This is a genomic window from Bradyrhizobium sp. CCGB01 (assembly GCF_024199795.1).
In the GTDB taxonomy this organism is placed as follows: Bacteria; Pseudomonadota; Alphaproteobacteria; order Rhizobiales; family Xanthobacteraceae; genus Bradyrhizobium.
Map to the genome: position 1 here is coordinate 5,439,724 of NZ_JANADK010000001.1, position 17,691 is coordinate 5,457,414.

15 protein-coding genes are annotated in these 17,691 nt (G+C 66.0%); 6 read left to right on the top strand and 9 right to left on the bottom strand.

Going from position 1 to position 17,691, the window contains the following annotated elements; all coding sequences use genetic code 11:
* Window positions 1-7 precede the first annotated feature (7 nt).
* The 5 genes from NLM25_RS25120 to NLM25_RS25140 all read right to left on the bottom strand — a co-directional run bounded on the left by NLM25_RS25120 (window position 8) and on the right by NLM25_RS25140 (window position 8,894).
* Window positions 8-2,545 (bottom strand): caspase family protein, encoded by a 2,538-nt coding sequence (locus NLM25_RS25120; RefSeq protein ID WP_254138777.1) that lies wholly within the window; start codon window positions 2,543-2,545, stop codon window positions 8-10.
* A gap of 181 nt (window positions 2,546-2,726) precedes the next feature.
* Complete coding sequence (locus NLM25_RS25125; protein WP_254138778.1) at window positions 2,727-3,467, bottom strand: carbonic anhydrase; 741 nt, start codon at window positions 3,465-3,467, stop codon at window positions 2,727-2,729.
* A gap of 89 nt (window positions 3,468-3,556) precedes the next feature.
* The gene (locus tag NLM25_RS25130) at window positions 3,557-4,081 is read right to left on the bottom strand and encodes a DUF2846 domain-containing protein (protein ID WP_254141261.1); all 525 of its coding nucleotides are present in this window, start codon (window positions 4,079-4,081) and stop codon (window positions 3,557-3,559) included.
* Window positions 4,082-4,194: 113 nt separating this feature from the next.
* A complete protein-coding gene (gene dnaE / locus NLM25_RS25135; protein ID WP_254138779.1) occupies window positions 4,195-7,698 on the bottom strand; it encodes a DNA polymerase III subunit alpha in 3,504 nt (1,167 codons plus the stop codon).
* Between the two features lie 476 nt (window positions 7,699-8,174).
* On the bottom strand, window positions 8,175-8,894 hold the full coding sequence (locus NLM25_RS25140) for an outer membrane protein (protein WP_254119989.1): 720 nt from the start codon (window positions 8,892-8,894) through the stop codon (window positions 8,175-8,177).
* A gap of 254 nt (window positions 8,895-9,148) precedes the next feature.
* On the opposite strand from NLM25_RS25140, the gene NLM25_RS25145 reads away from it, so the two are divergent.
* The 3 genes from NLM25_RS25145 to NLM25_RS25155 all read left to right on the top strand — a co-directional run bounded on the left by NLM25_RS25145 (window position 9,149) and on the right by NLM25_RS25155 (window position 11,172).
* Window positions 9,149-9,457 (top strand): DUF3551 domain-containing protein, encoded by a 309-nt coding sequence (locus NLM25_RS25145; RefSeq protein WP_254141262.1) that lies wholly within the window; start codon window positions 9,149-9,151, stop codon window positions 9,455-9,457.
* A gap of 1 nt (window position 9,458) precedes the next feature.
* Window positions 9,459-9,707: a DUF3551 domain-containing protein gene (locus NLM25_RS25150; RefSeq protein WP_254138780.1), complete on the top strand. Its 249-nt coding sequence runs from the start codon at window positions 9,459-9,461 to the stop codon at window positions 9,705-9,707.
* A gap of 145 nt (window positions 9,708-9,852) precedes the next feature.
* Entirely contained in the window at window positions 9,853-11,172 is a 1,320-nt protein-coding gene (locus NLM25_RS25155) for an MFS transporter (RefSeq protein WP_254138781.1), read from the top strand.
* 7 nt (window positions 11,173-11,179) lie between these two features.
* Here the strand turns inward: NLM25_RS25155 and NLM25_RS25160 are convergent, their stop codons facing one another.
* Entirely contained in the window at window positions 11,180-11,818 is a 639-nt protein-coding gene (locus NLM25_RS25160; protein WP_254138782.1) for an HD domain-containing protein, read from the bottom strand.
* A gap of 50 nt (window positions 11,819-11,868) precedes the next feature.
* The gene (locus NLM25_RS25165) at window positions 11,869-12,330 is read right to left on the bottom strand and encodes a carboxymuconolactone decarboxylase family protein (RefSeq protein ID WP_254138783.1); all 462 of its coding nucleotides are present in this window, start codon (window positions 12,328-12,330) and stop codon (window positions 11,869-11,871) included.
* Window positions 12,331-12,460: 130 nt separating this feature from the next.
* On the opposite strand from NLM25_RS25165, the gene NLM25_RS25170 reads away from it, so the two are divergent.
* The 3 genes from NLM25_RS25170 (at window position 12,461) to NLM25_RS25180 (ending at window position 15,840) form a co-directional block, all read left to right on the top strand.
* Entirely contained in the window at window positions 12,461-13,867 is a 1,407-nt protein-coding gene (locus tag NLM25_RS25170) for a PLP-dependent aminotransferase family protein (protein ID WP_254138784.1), read from the top strand.
* Window positions 13,868-13,991: 124 nt separating this feature from the next.
* Entirely contained in the window at window positions 13,992-15,254 is a 1,263-nt protein-coding gene (locus tag NLM25_RS25175; RefSeq protein WP_254138785.1) for a hypothetical protein, read from the top strand.
* A 181-nt stretch (window positions 15,255-15,435) separates the two neighbouring features.
* Window positions 15,436-15,840: a DUF2177 family protein gene (locus NLM25_RS25180; RefSeq protein ID WP_254138786.1), complete on the top strand. Its 405-nt coding sequence runs from the start codon at window positions 15,436-15,438 to the stop codon at window positions 15,838-15,840.
* A 4-nt stretch (window positions 15,841-15,844) separates the two neighbouring features.
* Here the strand turns inward: NLM25_RS25180 and NLM25_RS25185 are convergent, their stop codons facing one another.
* Window positions 15,845-16,879 carry a cyclopropane-fatty-acyl-phospholipid synthase family protein gene (locus NLM25_RS25185; RefSeq protein WP_254138787.1) on the bottom strand — a complete coding sequence of 345 codons (1,035 nt, stop codon included), beginning with the start codon at window positions 16,877-16,879 and terminating at the stop codon, window positions 15,845-15,847.
* 1 nt (window position 16,880) lies between these two features.
* Window positions 16,881-17,687 (bottom strand): DUF1295 domain-containing protein, encoded by an 807-nt coding sequence (locus NLM25_RS25190; protein ID WP_254138788.1) that lies wholly within the window; start codon window positions 17,685-17,687, stop codon window positions 16,881-16,883.
* Between the last annotated feature and the right edge of the window lie 4 nt (window positions 17,688-17,691).

Consider the following 17,691-nt stretch of genomic DNA (forward strand, 5'->3'; position numbering starts at 1 on the left):
CTGCGCCCTAGCACTTCGGCTGGTTCGGCGGGCACTTCTTCGCCGCCGGCGGCGGGGCCGCTGGACGCGGCGGAGGGGCTGCCGGACGTGGCGGGGGCGGTGGCGCGACGGCCATCCGGGGCGGCGGCGGTGGCGCCGGCCGGGCCACCGGAGGTGGCGGCGCGGGCCGCGCCATGGGTGGAGGTGCAGGCCGGGCCATGGGCGGCGGCGCCGGCCGTGCCACTGCCACAGGCGGAGCGACCCGGGCCGGCGGAGGCGATGCGACACGCGGAGGCGGTGCCGGGCGTGCGACGGCTGCCGGTGGCGGAGGCGTCGGCCTCGCCACGGCCTGCGGTCGCGACGGTGGCGGTGCCGACGGCCGGCCAGCGTGAGCGGGAGCAGCCGACGGCTGATTCTGCGGCCTCACCGGCTCGCGCGCGGCCGAGGGGGGCGGCGTCACCGGCCGTCCCACGGCGCCTGGCGGCATGCCGGGCCCGCCCGCAGCCGGCGGTGAGCCAGCCGGCTCACGGGTTGCGGACCTGCCATGATCCCCAGGCCCGGTCCCGGGCGGGGTCTGTGCCACCGGCGGCTTCGGCGGTTGGCCGGGCGTCGGATTTGTCGCGGTGGGTGCAGCCGTCGCAGGCGCGGCGGCCGTTGGCGCACCGGGACGACCGGGCGGCGTTGTGCCGGGAGCAGCGGTGGTCGGCGCCCCCGGCTGCGTCGGCGGGGTCGTGCCGGGGGCGGTCGCTGTCGGCGACAACGGCCTGCCGCCCGGAGTCCCCGCCCCGGCCGGCGGTGCCGGCGGGCCGCCCTGGGCACCGGGAACCGGCAGCGTGTTGGCCTGGGGCAGCCTGGCTGGCGGCGTGGCCGTCGGCGCAGCGGATGGTGCGGCAGTCGGCGCAACATTGGCCGGCGTCGCCGGAGATATCCCGGGCCTCGCCATCGGCCGGATCGCCGCGCTCGGCGGCATCGGCGCCTTGCCTTCCTGAATCAGGGCGGCGCGCTGCGTGGCGGCCTGCGGCAGGGTTGGGCCCGCAGGATTGCCGCGGCCGGCAATCGCCGGCGCCAGATTGCCCTGTCCTCCGGCCCCTCCGCCTGCTCCGGCGGGCGGCGCCGGCGGCCGGTTGATCACCGTGTTGATGACCGTGGTGTTGTGGATGTTCTGGTAGATGATGTTGTTCGGCGGCGGCGCGACATAGACCGGCGGCCTGACGAACACCGGGATCGGCACGAACACCGGCTGCGGCAGCACGAACAGGCCGACCACCGGCAGCGGCGGCGGCAGCACGACGAAATCGGGCGGCGGCGGCGGCAGGTAATAGACCGGCGGTGGCGGCGGCGGCGCAAAACCAAAATCGGGGTCGCTGAAGTACAGCACGGGACGATCGACATAGACCACCTCCTCCGGCGGCGGTGGCGGCACGTCATAGTCGATCATCGCAAAGCTCGGCGGCGGCTCGACCGGCGCGGTGAGGATCGCGAGACGACGGCGCGCATCGGCCGCGTGCGGCCCGCGCGGATAGCGGCGCAGATACGACCAGTACGCTTCCGGCGTGTCGTTGCGATAGGTCCGCCGCCAAGTGATCGCCTCTCGGCGCGCCGCGACGATCGCCATCACGCGCTTCGACATCGGATCGCCGGGATAGGCCGTGAGAAACTCCTCATAGGCCGGCAGCGTGTCGCGCTCGAGCGCGGCGGCATAGGCATCCTGCACGCCGAGATCGCGGATCGGCTTGTTGCGGATCGCGGCAACCTGGTCGGGCGCGGCCTCCGGCGGCGGCGCATCGGGCCCGCGCTCGAAGAACGAGAAGGGCGCCGAGATCTTCGCCTCGTTCCAGGGCACCTGAGCGCCCTTGCTGGCCTCGTTGACGCGCAGGCGGACGCGGTCGAACACTTCGGGCAGCGGCAGGCCGCCGGTACGGATCATCTCGGCCAGCGACTGCGCGTAGATGCCGTACGGGCCCGGCTCTTCCGGCGCCACCGTGCCGGGCGCGGCGTTGAAGGCGATCAGCATGTTCGGATCGGGCTCGACCAGCGCGAGCCCGCTCGCGATCGGCTGGCCACCTTCGATGAAGGGCTGCACGCGCGCCGCATCGAGCACGACGATGTTGGCCTTGAGCTGAAGGGCCGCGAGCTGGCGCGCATAGTCGCTGATGCGCAGGCCTTCGGTTGGGATGTCGGTGTCGCGGGTGATGTTGGAATCGACCGGGATGAAGTAGTTTTCGCCGGCAAGCTGCACGCCGTAGCCGGCAAGATAGATCATCGCAACGGTGCCGGGCCCGGAGGCCTGCGCCTTCTGGATGAAATCGCGCAGACTCTTGCGCAGCGTGTCGCCGTCGAGATCGCGCGCGCCGACCACGTCGAAGCCCGCAGCTTGCAGCGTCTGCGCGATCAGGCCGGCGTCGTTCGCGGTCGTCGCCAGCGGCGACTTGGCGTAGGCGCCGTTGCCGACCACGAGCGCGACGCGCTTTTCCTGCTGCTGCGCGCGGGCTGGCGCCGGCGCAGCCGCAGCGACGACCAGGATCGGCAAGCAAAAATAGATGAAGGCCTTGAGCGTCCCACGCATGGCTTGTGCCCGCTTTTGTTGTTGAGCTGCCACCACGCATCAAACGCGCGGCCAGCTGAATGGCTCTTGAACGAAAAGCGCGGATTGAGGCGGCGGCATGGCGCCCCCGCACCCCATCCCCCTGCGTCAGGCCCTCGTAAGCCTCACGACCGCATTGCGGCGCGGGCCCAGCCATGCACGTTCAGCCCTGTGCGATCAGATCGACCGTTCCGGTCGTGAGCCGGTAGATGCCGCCGACGACCTTCAGCTTGCCCTGATCCACGGCGGCATTGAGGATCGGCGCGGCCGTCTTCAGCTTGGCGATGTTGTCGATCACGTTCTGCCGGATCGCCTTGTTGAGGACGTCCCCGCCCTGCTGCATCGCAGCCTTGGCGGCGGGTGCGATCGCGTCGACCAGCGAGGGAATGTGGCCCGGCGGCGGCTTGTCGTCCTTGATCGCCTTCAGCGTCGCATCGACCGCGCCGCAGGCGTCATGACCGAGCACGAGGATCAGCGGCGCATTCAGCACGGCGACCGCATATTCCATGCTGGCGATGGTCTCGACGCCGGCAAAATTTCCGGCGACGCGGCAAACGAAGAGATCGCCGCGGCCGGTGTCGAAGGCATATTCCGGCGCGATGCGTGAATCGGCGCAGCTCAGTACGGCCGCGAACGGATTTTGTCCGCCGGCCAGCGCCTCGCGCTCGTGCTTGAAATCGTGCCGCCGCGACACGCCCGAGACGTAACGCGCGTTGCCCTCCATCAGTCGCTTCAACGACGCGTCGGGCGAGATCACGTTCTGCGGCTTCGGCGGCGGCTTGGTCTCCTTGGCGAGGGCCCTGCCGGACAAGGCGAGACTGAGGGCGGAGGCGGCGAGAACCAAGGCCGACCGCCGCGTCGGGACGCGACATTCGAACGGACTGTCAGAGCAGTTAGCGCACATGGTTCGCTCCTCGCCTCACATGGTTGGACGATCAGCACAGACCTGCAGACTGCAACGGCGGTACGAAACCCCAGTGCCTTGATGCGCCTTTATTGGGCCAGCCGCAACTCGGCGATCGTCGTCCGCGCCGCCGTTTCGTCCAGCGCCAGGAAATCCACCGGCCCCTGGTTCTTGTAGCCGGCGGTCATCGCCAGCGTGAGACCGTAGCCCAGCAAACCCGTGCTCGCATTTGCGATCACGGCGCTCTTGCGCTCACTCATGCGCGCCGTGAAAAACAGTGTCTCGCCCGAACGCGCGGAGAAATCGATGCGCGTAACGCCGGGAAAACCCGCCTCCTCCGCGACGAACTGATGCGGACCGGCCGGACGGTCCATGTAAACATAAGTTCCGGTTTTCAGACCCGTCAGCGGTGCACCGTCGAGACGGAAATCCCAGCCGGCGTCGGCAAGGCCGCCATAGCCTTTTTCGCGGAGAACGACGATGCGCGCCTGGCCCGCCTTTGGCGGCCCGATCTTCCGCAGCGTCTCCGAATAATCCAGCCCGCTCCTCGCGGTCGTCTCACAGCCGCACAGCAACGCTGCGGCCAACAGCAGCACCAGCCCACGCACCAGCATCACGCCCCCAAAACTTCCCCGGAGACATGCTAGCCGAAATCATCGTCTGGTTGCAACGAGGCGATCGCACTCATCCTGCATATCGCGCCGGCGCGTGCGGTCGCGACCGGGGGTCAGAGCTGCTGCACGTCCACGACGCCCGCGACCGCCTTGATGGCGCCGGCGATCTGCGGCGAGACTTTGAAGCGGCCGGGCAGCTTCATCTCGACCTCGGTCTCGAGGTCGAGCATCATCACCAGCGAGACCTCGCCGTCGCCGTTCGAGCGCGGCGCGATGCCGGGACTGCCGACTTTTGGCGCCGCGCCGTTCGAGGCCGCCATGTCGGGTCCGGCGAGACGCTTGGCGATCGAGTCCAGCGGCTTGGTATCGCGTACGAAAATGCGCAGGCCCTTCTGCGTCTTGGCGGCGGCGTCATCGAGCGGCTCGGCATGCAGCACGCGGGCGCGGACGTCTTCGCCCTGCAATTCCGCACCGAGCTGGAGCAGCACGGCGGCGCCCGGCTCGAGCACGTCGCGATATTGCGCGAGACCTTCGGAGAACAGCACGGCCTCGAAGTGGCCCGTGGGATCGGAAAGTCCCATGATGCCCATCTTGTTGCCGGTCTTGGTGCGCCGCTCCATGCGCGACACCACGGTGGCCGCGACCTTGCCGGCGGTGGCGCCGGTCTTCACCGCGCGCGAGAACTCGGCCCACGACTGCACGCGCAGGCGCTTCAGCACGGTGGCGTAATCGTCGAGCGGATGGCCCGACAGGAAGAAGCCGATCGCGTCGTATTCGCGGCGCAGCCGCTCGGCCGGCAGCCACGGCTCGATCTGCGGCAGCATGATGCTGGGCGCATCCGCAGAGCCGCCGAACATGTCGTTCTGGCCGATGGTCTCGGCCTGATGGGCGCGCTGGCAGGAGGCGAGGATCGCATCCGCACCGGCGAAGACGCGGGCGCGATTCGGCTCCAGCGTGTCGAAGGCCCCGGCCGCGGCAAGGCTTTCGATGATGCGCTTGTTGATCGCACGCGGATTGACCCGCGCGGCGAAGTCGGCGAGCGAGGTGAACAGCCCCCGCTTCGTGCGCTCCTCGATGATCTGGTCGATCGCCTGGATGCCGACGCCCTTGAGCGCGGCGAGCGCGTAGTAGATCGTCTTCTCGCCGACCTCGAAGGTCGCGCCGGACCGGTTGATGTTCGGCGGCTCGACCTTGATGCCGAGGCGCTGCGCCTCGGAGCGGAATTCGGAGAGCTTGTCGGTGTTGTTGAGGTCGAGCGTCATCGACGCCGCGATGAACTCCACCGGGTAATGCGCCTTCATGTAGGCGGTGTGGTAGGACACCAGCGCGTAGGCCGCCGCGTGGCTCTTGTTGAAGCCGTAGTCGGCGAACTTGGCGAGCAATTCGAAGATGGTCTCGGCCTGCCCCTTCGGCACGCCGTTCTTCACCGCGCCCGCGACGAAGATGTCGCGCTGCTTGTCCATCTCGGCGCGGATCTTCTTGCCCATGGCGCGGCGCAGCAGGTCGGCGTCGCCGAGCGAATAGCCCGACATCACCTGCGCGATCTGCATCACCTGTTCCTGGTAGATGATGACGCCGAAGGTCTCTTTCAGGATCGGCTCCAGCACGGGATGCAGATATTCCGGCTCCTCGTCGCCGTGCTTGCGCGAGCAATAGGTTGGGATATTCGCCATCGGGCCCGGGCGATAGAGCGCGACCAGCGCGATGATGTCCTCGAAACGGTCGGGGCGCATGTCGACCAGCGCCCGCCGCATGCCCTGGCTTTCAACCTGGAACACGCCGACCACCTCGCCGCGCGCCAGCATCTGGTAGCTCTCGGCATCGTCGATCGGCAATGTCGCGAGATCGACATGGATGTCGCGCGGCTTGAGCAGCTTGCACGCGACGTCGAGCACGGTCAGCGTCTTCAGGCCGAGGAAGTCGAACTTCACGAGGCCGGCCGGCTCGACCCATTTCATGTTGAACTGGGTCACCGGCATGTCCGACTTCGGATCGCGGTACATCGGCACGAGTTCGCTCAAGGGGCGATCGCCGATCACGATGCCGGCCGCGTGCGTCGAGGCGTGGCGGGTCAGGCCTTCGAGGCGCTGGGCGATGTCGAAGGCGCGCGCCACCACCGGGTCTTCATCGCGGAAGGCCTGAAGCTTCGGCTCGCTCTCGATCGCGGCGGCCAGCGTCACCGGCGCGGCCGGATTCTGCGGCACCAGCTTTGTCAGCTTGTCGACCTGGCCATAGGGCATCTGCAGCACGCGGCCGACGTCGCGCAGCACGCCGCGCGCCTGCAGCGTACCGAAGGTGATGATCTGCGCGACCTGGTCGCGGCCGTAGCGCTCCTGGACGTACTTGATCACCTCGCCGCGGCGGTCCTGGCAGAAGTCGATGTCGAAGTCCGGCATCGAGACGCGTTCCGGATTGAGGAAGCGCTCGAACAGCAGGCCGAACTTGATCGGATCGAGATCGGTGATGGTCAGCGCCCACGCGACCAGCGAGCCGGCGCCCGAACCGCGGCCCGGCCCGACCGGAATCCCTTGCGACTTCGCCCATTTGATGAAGTCCGACACGATCAGGAAGTAGCCCGCGTACTTCATGCGCATGATGACGTCGAGCTCGAACGCCAGGCGCTTGTTGTAATCCTCTTCCGTGGTGCCCTGCGACAGGCCGTGGACCCTGAGGCGATTGGCGAGCCCCTCCTCCGCCTGCCGCTTCAGCTCGGCCGCCTCGACCGCGGCGGCATCGGAGCTTGCAGCGGCGCCGACCGTGAAGAACGGCAGGATCGGCTTGCGCGTCATCGGACGGAACGAGCAGCGCTCGGCGATCTCCACCGTCGAGGCGAGCGCCTCCGGAATGTCGGCGAACAGCACCGCCATCTCGGCACGGGTCTTGAAGCGGTGATCGGGCGTGAGCTGGACGCGATCGGTTTCGGCGATCAGCCGCCCGCCCGCGATGCAGAGCAGCGCGTCGTGCGCCTCGTAATCGTCGGTCGAGGCGAAATACGGCTCGTTGGTCGCAACCAGCGGCAGGCCCTTGGCGTAGGCGATGTCGATCAACCCGCTCTCGACGCGCCGCTCCTTGTCGATGCCGTGGCGCTGCAATTCGACATAGAGGCGATCGCCGAACAGATTCGCGAGCCGTTCGCAGCGCAGGGCCGCAATTTCGGCCTGGCCTGCGGCGAGCGCCAGCGAGATCGGCCCGTCCGGCCCGCCTGTCAGCGCGATCAGGCCTTCGGTCTCGCCTTCGAGCCAGTCGAACTTGATGTGGGAGGCGTGGGTGTCGGGCGTCTCCAGGAACGCGCGCGAGTTCAGCCGCATCAGGCTGCGGTAGCCGCGCTCCTGCGCCGCCAGCAGCACCACGCGCGAAGGCGGAAGTGCGTTGCGCGCATTCGGATCCTGGTCGCCGAAATCGATCGCGATCTCGCAGCCGACGATCGGCTGGATGCCGGAGCCCGCCATCTTGTCGGAGAACTCCAGCGCACCGAACATGTTGTCGGTGTCGGTCAGCGCCAGCGCGGGCTGGTGGTCTTTCTTGGCAAGCTCGGCGAGCTTGGCGATCTTGATCGAGCCCTTGAGCAGCGAATAGGCCGAGTGAACGTGAAGGTGGACAAATCCGGCGCTCGGCATGGTCGCGTGACGGCCTCTTGCAGATGAGATGGAGCGGTCACCGGCCTTAAGGGGATCGTGAGAGTATCCTCTGCCCGCCCGGCCGACTCGCCTCCCAATGGTGGGGTCTCACCGCTTCAGAGTCCACGGCGGAGCGGCCGCTTCGCCGAATCGTCCCGCTTTTCAACAAGGGGGCCATCGAGGCGGACCTTGCGACTCACGGCCCTAGAGCTGCGGAATCACCTGCGCCCAGATTGCGATCATCCCGACGAACAGCGAGATCGAGGCGAGTGCGGCGGCTTCTTCCACGAAAATCCTGAACATGGCTTGCTCCATCACCAGAACGTATGAAGAACATTGTTCTCATTTCGTTCTTTGGAGTCAAGCCGTATGAGGGCTCTCGAAAGCGGATGGTTAACTCGCTGAATTCACGCAACAAAAAAGCCCCGGCGCAAGGCCGGGGCTTTTCGACGATCGCTCGAAATGAGCGGTCAGTCTCAGTAGCGCGCGATCATCGGGCCGCCGAACTTGTAGTTCAGGCGGACGAGACCCATGTCGACGTCCTGACGGATGCGCTCCGAGCCGGCGAAGCCAGCGAAGGTCACGTCCTTGTCGGACAGGAAGATGTGGTTGTACTCGACGCCAACCGACCAGTTCGGAGCGAAGCCGTACTCGAGGCCGGCACCGACCGTGCCACCCCAACGGGTGTCGCTGGTCGAGGCGAGCAGCGCGCCCGCCGTGCTGGAGATCTCGTACTTGTCGCTGACCACAGCCGCACCGCCCTTGACGTAGATCAGGACGTTGTTCCAGGCGTAGCCAACCTGACCGGTGATCAGACCGAACGCATCGATCTTGGTGCGGTTGCGAGTCGCGAACAGCGCGCTGGTGTTGTCGCCGGAGAAGTCGGCCCAGTTGCCCTGGCCTTCCACGCCGAACACCCACTGGCCGGACTGCCAGCGATAGCCGATCTGACCACCGACCGTGCCGCCGGTCGCATCGTGCGAGCCTTCACGGCCAACGCCAACGAAGTCCCAGGTCGCGTGCGACGAACCGCCGCCGCCGTTGATGCCGATGTAGAAGCCGCTCCAGTCATAGACGGTAGCGATCATCGCAGGCGCCTTGGTGTAAGGCCGCGCAGCGAGGTCAGCAGCCAGCGCCGGCGCAGTCGCACTGAGCGCGACAAGGCTCACAGCAGCAAGCAACAGATTCTTGTTCATTTGATTCCCGTTCCAGTTTCGTCGTTAGGCCCCCGGGCCGTAGCGTCGTCATAACAGCGCTCGACGGAATTGCTGTAACCTCGACGCAACAGTCACAGTCAAAGGACCCCGTTGCGTTAATGGATATTTAGCAGCGCGCGCGGGAAACCCTTTGAAACAAGAGTTTTCATGAGTTCCACTGTCGACTACACAACATATGTTGCAGCTGTGCGGAGAACACTGATGTCCGCACGATTGCGTGATTGGAGAATGAGATGCGTGGACAAATTGCCCTCCCCATTGTCGCCACATTTTCGCTCGCTATCGCCACAATCGCGTTCACGTTGAGCACGAGCACGCCCGCGCGCGCATTCGGCACGCATCACGCGTTCTGCTTGACCGGAGACGAATGGCCGGGCCTCAGCAATTGCACGTTCGACTCTTATGCACAGTGTCAGGCGAGCTCGTCGGGGCGCGCGCTCAGCTGCATCGCGAATCCATATTTCGCAGGCCAGAGCGACGATCCCTACGCCTATCAGAATCGTCCGCGCGCGCAGACGCCGGGCTATTATCTGCCGCGCTGAGATGCGCGGCGCCCGCCTCGCTCTGGTCGCCATCGGCCTGCTCATCGCGGGCGCGTCTGCGCACGCGCAGACTTACGATCCCAGCTACCCCGTCTGCATGCAGATATACGGCCAGGTCGGCTATTTCGACTGCCGCTACGCCTCGCTCGAGCAGTGCAGATTCCTCGCCGTCGGCCGCTCTGCGGCGTGTGTCGTGAATCCGTATTTTACAAGGAAACCGTCCCCGCGCCGCTCGAGGCGCGTTGACTAGATCGGGACGCTGATATGCAGCCTGCCTTGCGTGGCAGCTGCGGTGTTGACGCCGACTGACGCCGGTTTAAGTACCACAGACAAATCTTGCAGGGATGGCGACGTTCGCTGGGCTGGTTCCCGTTGACGCCACCAATGCAGGACACATGACGACCTCGCCTCAAGCGACCTCGCCCCGCGCGAACGCGGCCTCCGCGCCCCCTCACCTCGCCGTCGTCCTGTTCTCGCTCGCGATGGGCGGGTTTGCGATCGGAACCACCGAATTCGCGTCGATGAGCCTGCTGCCGTTCTTCGCCGCCGACCTCAAGGTCGACGAGCCGACCGCGGGGCATGCGATCAGTGCCTACGCGCTCGGCGTGGTGCTGGGCGCGCCGCTGATCGCCGTGCTTGGCGCGCGGTTCGCGCGGCGCACCCAGCTGCTGGCGCTGATGGCCGTGTTCGCGATCGGCAACGCACTCACCGCGCTGGCGCCGGGCTTTGGCTGGATGATCGCAGCGCGCTTCCTCTCGGGATTGCCGCATGGCGCCTATTTCGGCATCGCCGCGCTGGTCGCAGCCTCGCTCGTTCCGCAACATCGCCGCTCGCAGGTGATCGGCCAGGTGATGCTCGGCCTGACCTCTGCCACCATCATCGGCGTGCCCCTGGCCAATCTGATCGGCCAGGCGGTCGGCTGGCGTGCGAGCTTTGGTCTCGTATCGGTGCTGGCGCTGCTCACGGTGCTGCTGTGCGCCCTGTTCGCGCCGCGCGACCAGGCAGGCCGGTCGGATCCGCTGCGGGAGCTCGGTGCGCTCCGAAGCGGTCGCGTCTGGATCACGCTGGCGATCGGCGCCATCGGCTTCGGCGGCATGTTCGCCGTCTACACTTATCTGGCGACGACCTTGATCGAGGTCACCAGGGTCAGCCCCGCCGTCATCCCGTTCTTTCTCGCCGTGTTCGGCGTCGGCGCCACGCTCGGCAATCTGTTCGTGCCGCGCTTTGCCGACCGTGCCCTGATGCCGACGGCGGGCGTCATCCTGCTGTTTGCTGCGGTCGCGCTGCTGCTGTTTCCACTTGCCGCCGGCAATCCCTGGCTCCTGGCGGCGGACGTCTTCGCCATCGGTGCCAGCGTCTCGCTCGGCGCCATCCTCCAGACGCGGCTAATGGACGTCGCGGGAGACGCGCAGGCGCTCGCTGCCGCCCTCAATCATTCGGCGTTCAACACCGCCAACGCCCTCGGCCCGTTCCTGGGCGGCATCGCCATTCGCGAGGGGCTGGGCTGGACCTCCACCGGTCCCGTCGGCGCCGCGCTCGCGCTTCTCGGCTTCCTGATCTGGATCGTCGCCTGGCGCGACGCCAGCACCGCGCAACTCGACATCGCTTCAGCAAGCGAGCGAGCTTCGCTGAAGAACGCTCCGGCGAAACCGGCGCCACCGCTGGCCCCGGACGACCGGAGCCGCTCGGATGCGGTCGGCGATCCCGTGGCCTAGCGACGGCTCAGCTTTGCCAGGGCGTGTTGCGGATGCGCGCACACGCGTTCGGCCTGCGGAAGCTGGGATCGTGATCCTCGATGTAGTCGAAATTGACCGTCCCGAACGTCGTCTGCGGCTTCTTCAGGGCCGAGCAGGTCTGCACCTTCAGGAACTCGTTCTTGAAATCACCGCGCGGAAACGCTGATATCACCTGCTCACGTTGCTCGGCCGTGTAGTCGTCAAATCCAACTCCCACGACATCCACGAGAACGCCCGCATTGGTGAGGGCGATTTCCGGCCGCATATATTGCGGAATGCCGGGCGTGGTATGCAGCGCAATTGCCTCCCAAACCAGATCGGCTTGCGGTTCGGCGATGCCGTGCCCGCGGAGAAAGTCGCGCGCGGCGTCGGCGCCGTCGACCTCAAATCGCTTTGTCTCCGTATGGTAGTGATCGACAAGGCCGAGGTCGTGAAACAGCGCCGCGACATAGAGCAGCTCTGAATCGAATTTCAGATTCTGCCGCAGCCCCTTCATCGCGCCGAACACATAGACGCGGACGGAATGGTTGAACAGCATCTCGTCTTCGTAACTGCGCACCAGCTCGGCCGCCTCGCGCGCCAGCTTGCTGTCGGGAATATTCACGCCGGAGATCACGCTCGTCATTGTCAGGCTCCTGCCTTGCATCCATTACGGTTGACGCCGTTCGCGGCGTGTCAGGCGGCCTTCTCGATGGCGGCCTGCGGCGTATTCCGGAAGCTGATCGCCATGCGATTGTACGCATTCATCAGGCTGATTGCGATCGTGAGATCGACGAGCTCGCGCTCACTGAAGACCTTGCGGGCGGCTTGATAGGCTTCATCCGGCACACCGGTCTCGGCAACGCGGGTCACCGTCTCGGCCCAGGCGAGGGCAGCGCGTTCACGCGCGTCGAAGAGAGGGCCGGCTTCCGCCCACGCCTGCAGCAGCGCGAGCTTTTCGGTCTTCTGCCCGCTCTTGAGCAGATCGCGCGTGTGCATGTCGAGGCAATAGGCGCAGTTGTTGATCTGCGACACGCGCAGATAGATGAGGTTGACGAGCGTCGCGGGAAGCCCGCTCTGCGCGACGTAGCCGTAGACGCCACCCAAAGCCTTCGCGCCAGCCGGTGCGACGTGGTTGTAATTGAGGCGTTCACTCATGTCCTTGCTCCTTGATGATCGGTCCCTTCGCCGGGTGTGGCTGCCGGAGCCCTTCTCTGCCCCCATAATTGCTATCGCCGTGGTCCACAAAAAAGCACCAAGAACGCACGAAAATCGTGTACCATGGGCCATGACCAAACCGCTGCGGCTGGAGCTGGACCGATCCGCGAAAACGCCGCTGGCGGATCAGATCGGCAAGGGGATCAGGGCCGCCATCGAGAGCGGCGTGCTCGCCCCGGGAGCGCGGCTGCCCTCCTGGCAGGATCTGGCAGCCCAGCTGGGCGTCGCACGCGGCACCGTGCGATCGGCGTATGAGAAGTTGTCGTCTGCCCAACTGATCGTCGCGTCACGCGCAACCGGAACGCATGTCGCGGACCGGCCGTCCTTCCCCGTTCGCAAGGACAAGGCCCCGGCCCCCGGCTCGTTCATGGAGATGTACCAGGAGCTCACGGCAGGGCCGGCGATCTTCCAGATGGGCGTACCTGCGCAGGAAACTTTTCCTGCCACGCTGTTCGCAAGGATGCGCGCGCAGGCGGTCCGCATCGAGGCGAGCGCCCCGGCGATCTATCCGGATCCGCGCGGCGAGCTCGACTTGCGACGCGAGATCGCGGCCTACCTTGCGCTGGCGCGCGGGATTGAATGCGCGCCGTCGCAGATCATCATCACCAGCGGTTTCAGTGGCGGGCTCGGATTGGCGCTCCGCGTCCTCGGCCTCGAGCAGAAGAAGGTCTGGATGGAGAATCCGGGCTTTCCCTTCACCCGGCACGGTCTCGCGCTTGCAAGATTGTCGATCGCGCCGATCCCGGTCGACGCTGACGGCATCGATGTCGATTACGGCCTGAAACATGCTCCCGACGCGGCGCTTGTTGTCGTGACGCCCGGACAGCAGGCGCCGCTCGGATCGACATTGTCGCTGGCGAGACGTTCGCGCCTGCTCGACTGGGCCACCCGGACCAAGGCGTGGGTGATCGAGGATGACTATCTCAGCGAGCTTCAGCTCAAGGGCCGGGCCACGCCGGCACTCGCCTCGCTCGATCGCGCCGGCCGCGTCATCCACATCGGCTCTTTCAGCAAGACCGTGACCCCGTCCTTGCGGCTCGGCTTCGTCGTTGCGCCGGCCGCTCTGGCGTCGCGGTTTGCCGAAGCCGCGGCTTGCCTCGCACCGGCGCCCGGGCCTGCGGTACAGCTCGCCACTGCCGATTTCATGCGCGAGGGCCATTATCTGCGGCATCTCAGACGCACGAAGCGGGTCTACGCCGCGCAAGGCGATGCATTGCTGAAACAGCTTCGCTCGCGCAGCGCGAACGTCGCGATTGCCGGACTGGCCGCGGTCCTGCGATTGCCGGACGGCGCACCTGATCTTGCCATCGCGCGAGAGGCGGCATCGTTCGGACTGGCCCCTACGCCGCTATCGCTCTGGTGCGCGTCGAAGGCCTCGGCGCGGCCGGGACTGTTGCTGGGCGTCGCCACATCCCCGCAGAAGAGGATCGAGGCGTCGTGCGAGAGGCTGTATCAGATCATCGGCCGCCACGCATGAAAAACAAGGCTCGAGCCCGCGCGTCCTGAACAATCGGCGCCCCGACGCGCTACCAAAAGTTGTGATCGCACCGATCATCATGTAACCTCGATATCAGTCGTCCCCTCGCGTGCCCCATCATTTCATGCTCGTCCGTATCCTGTTTCTGGCGGCCTCGCTGTTGCTTCCCGGCGCATTGCATGCCGAAGAAACGCCGGCCGAAAAAGCCGGGTTCGCCCGCAGGCTGACGATCTATCTGGCGAAGGGGCCTCCCGACGCATGCGGGCCGGGCTGCGACCGCTGGATTGCCATCGAGGGCGAGATCGATCCGGACGCCGGCCAGCGCATTCGCCGCTTCCTCGCCGGCGTCAAGGACACGCAACGCCCGATCTACCTTCATTCACCCGGCGGAAACGTGGAGCAGTCCTACGTCATCGGCCGGCTGCTGCGCAGCCGCAAGGCGGTCGCGCGGGTCGGCCGGACGATCGCGACGGCGTGCGCCGCCGGAACGCAGGTGGACGCCGCATGCCTGAAGATCAAAAATGCAGGTGGCGAGGTCGAAGCCGAGCTCACGACCTATCATGCGATGTGCAATTCAGCCTGCGGTTACCTGTTTATCGGGGCGACATCGCGCGAGGTCGCCCCCGACGCCGCACTGGCGGTCCATAACTCCCGGCTGGTCCTCGTCTTTCACGGGCATCCGGCCCCGGGGGCGGTCGCGGAATACAGACAGCGCCGGATCGCGAACGCCGAACGCGATCGCACTGCGTTCATCGCGGCGATGGGGATCAGCCGCGAGCTCGACGATCTCATCCGGACGGTGAAGTTCGAGAACCTGCATGTGCTCACGCGGGCCGAGCTCTATCGTTTTGGTGTCGACACCCGACCGTTTGCCGAAGGGATGTGGAGGCTGGAGACGGGAACGCGGCCGTTCATCAGCAAGATCGCGGTGATGAAGAAGCAGAACGGCGCCTCGTTCCGGACGATGGAGTGGCGCATGTTCTGCGAAATCAGGAATCGCGTGCCGCTGCTGTTCGCGGGCGAGATCGACGAGGCGAGCGTCGGAAAAAGTACGATCATGATGACGGCCGACGCCGACACCGACCGGGAGGCCGGAGGGTTTCCGGTGCGAGCCGCGAAGTACGAGATGTGGAGCGGCAGCATCGACCCCGACATGGTCAAGGCGATCATGTCGTCCCGCTCCCTGCATGTCCGGCAGACCACCCCGATGCCGGACGACAAGGTGGACGTCACGAAATTCGACATCGACCTGGCGGGACTGCCGGCGATACGGGCGCAGCTTGCGACGGCGTGCGCGTCGGTGGCGGCCAAGCCGAAGAGCCCCTTGCCGGCAGTCCCCTTCCCGAACGTCAGCTCGGGGCCGCCTCCGGCGGCGCCCTCGCCGTAGTGCTGGCGCTTGGCGATCCCCGGCGCGGCACGGCCCTGCGGGCAACCGCGCGCGGTTTCGGCTTACGGTGTCTGGGGATTTCGCTCGGTGCTTCGACCGTGAGGGGACGGGCGGACGTTGGGGACTGATCCACGGGGCCTTCGCGAGCGTATACGGTAAGACATGAATTCCGGAGAGCTCGATGGCCTATGTGACCGGCTATATCACCGCGCTGATGGCCTTCGGCGCAATTGACGTCGTTTGGCTTCGTTTCATGGGACCTGCGCTCTATCGCCCAACGCTCGGAGACATTTTGCTGACCGATCTCCGTGTCGCGCCCGCGCTCGCGTTCTATGTGATCTATCCCGTGGGACTGCTCGTCTTCGCCGTCCTGCCCGGACTGAAGTCCGGTTCCGCAGCCAATGTTATCGGATCGGCCGCGCTGTTCGGAGCCATCGCCTACGCGACCTACGACCTCACCAATTTCGCGACGTTGCGCAACTGGACGCTCCAGCTGACCGTGCTCGACATCGTCTATGGCGCGGCAGCCTCGGCCTTTGCGGCCTTCGTCAGCTTTCTGGCCGTTCGCGCCGTTTCGAACGCCTGACAGCTCAAGCCGAACGTGATGGCGACAGCAGATAATGGCTGACGCCCCACTCGTCGCCGCCGGCATGGCCGAACAGGCCCATCGTGGCGAGAAAGAACAGCCGCCACCGCCGCTGCCAAAGACGCGCATCCTTGCCGTAGATTTGTCTCAGCACCTCGAAAATCTCGGTCCGATGTCGGTCGTAATTGGCCAGCCAATCCCGGGCTGTTTTCTCGTAATGACGGCCGTTCCATTGCCACTCGGCATCGAGGCTGAAGATATCCTGATACTGCCGGATCAGTCCATGGCTCGGCATGATGCCGCCGGTGAAGAAATGCTGCGCGATCCAGTCCGCGCGATTCTCAGGCGAGAACCGGTATGAGCCGGACTTGTGCGTGAAGACGTGCAGAAACAGCAGGCCATCGGGACGCAGCGCGGCGCGCATGCGATTCAGCAGTGGCCGCCAATTGACCATATGCTCGAACATCTCCACGGAGACGATACGGTCGAAATCTCCCTGCGGCACGAACGCGTTCATGTCGGCGGTGACGACTGCGAGGTTGGGGATGTCAGCCGCAGCGGCCTGACGAAGGATGAACTCCTGCTGCGACGCCGAATTGGAAACCGAGATGATGCGCGAATTGGGGTAGCGCCGGGCCATCCACAACGACAATGAACCCCAGCCGCAACCCAGTTCGAGAACTTGCTGCCCATCCGCCAGTCTTGCATGCTCGGCAGTCATTTCCAGCGCGCGTTCTTCCGCCTGCGCCAGCGTATCGCGAGCGTCGCCGTAGTAGCAGCAGGAGTATTTGCGCTGCGGGCCGAGGATCATCTCGAAGAACCGCGCCGGGATCTCGTAATGCTGGTTGTTGGCCTCAGTGGTGTTGATCGCGACCGGCAGCGCCGCAATCGCGCGCGAGAAGCTTGCATCCGAACCATTTGAAGACTGCGCCAGACTGCGCCGGGTGCGTTCGACCAAATGGCTGATGACCGCCGCGCTGACGCTGTCGGGCCAAGGCAACGCTTCGCCAAGCCGGATGGCCGCCTCCGTCAATGTCACGCTAGCCTCCCGCGGACGTCTTCGGCGGACCGGGAAAGAAGACGTTCGTCTTCATCTGATATCTGCGAAACGCGTCGCCGCGATCAGCCAGCATGTGCTCCTCCAGCGGCGGAACGCCGGAGACATGGACGAGCAGCCAATACATGCAGAGCGGCGCAAGGAGCGCGAACCAACCCCAGAGGTCGTGTCCTCCGAGGTCGATGGCCAGGACGGGATAGGCGAGCCAGCCGAGCCACTCGAAGAAATAATTGGGATGACGCGACGCCCTCCACAGCCCGACGTCGCAGATCTTGCCCTTGTTGGCCGGATCATGACGAAACCGCCGGAGCTGCTCGTCTGCGATCCCCTCACCAACAACAGCCACGCCAAAGATCAGGATTGCGGTCACGGTTTGCACTGGCGGTGCCGAACCGTTCGCCGCCAGCCACATCGAAAGGGCCAGCGGAATACTCACGATGGCCTGCTTCTGCAACAACCAGAACATCTGGCGTGTTGCATCCTCTCCCCAGTCCCGGACCAACCTGGCATAGCGCGGATCATCAGTGATGCCGCGGGTGCGGCTCGCAATGTGCAGCCCCAGCCGAAGCGACCAGATCGCTGCCATCGCCGCAATGAGGGCACCTTGGAAATCCATCGGCCTTGTCGTCACCGCACCAGCGAGGCCGACGAAGCCAAGCCCGAATGTCCATATCGTATCGACCCACCCCGAATTCCTCGAGGCGCGCCACACCAGCCAGGCGATGGCCATGATGACGGAGAGCGCCGCCGAAAGGCATGCGAGGCCGAGAATGAATGCCGAAACAGTCATTGCG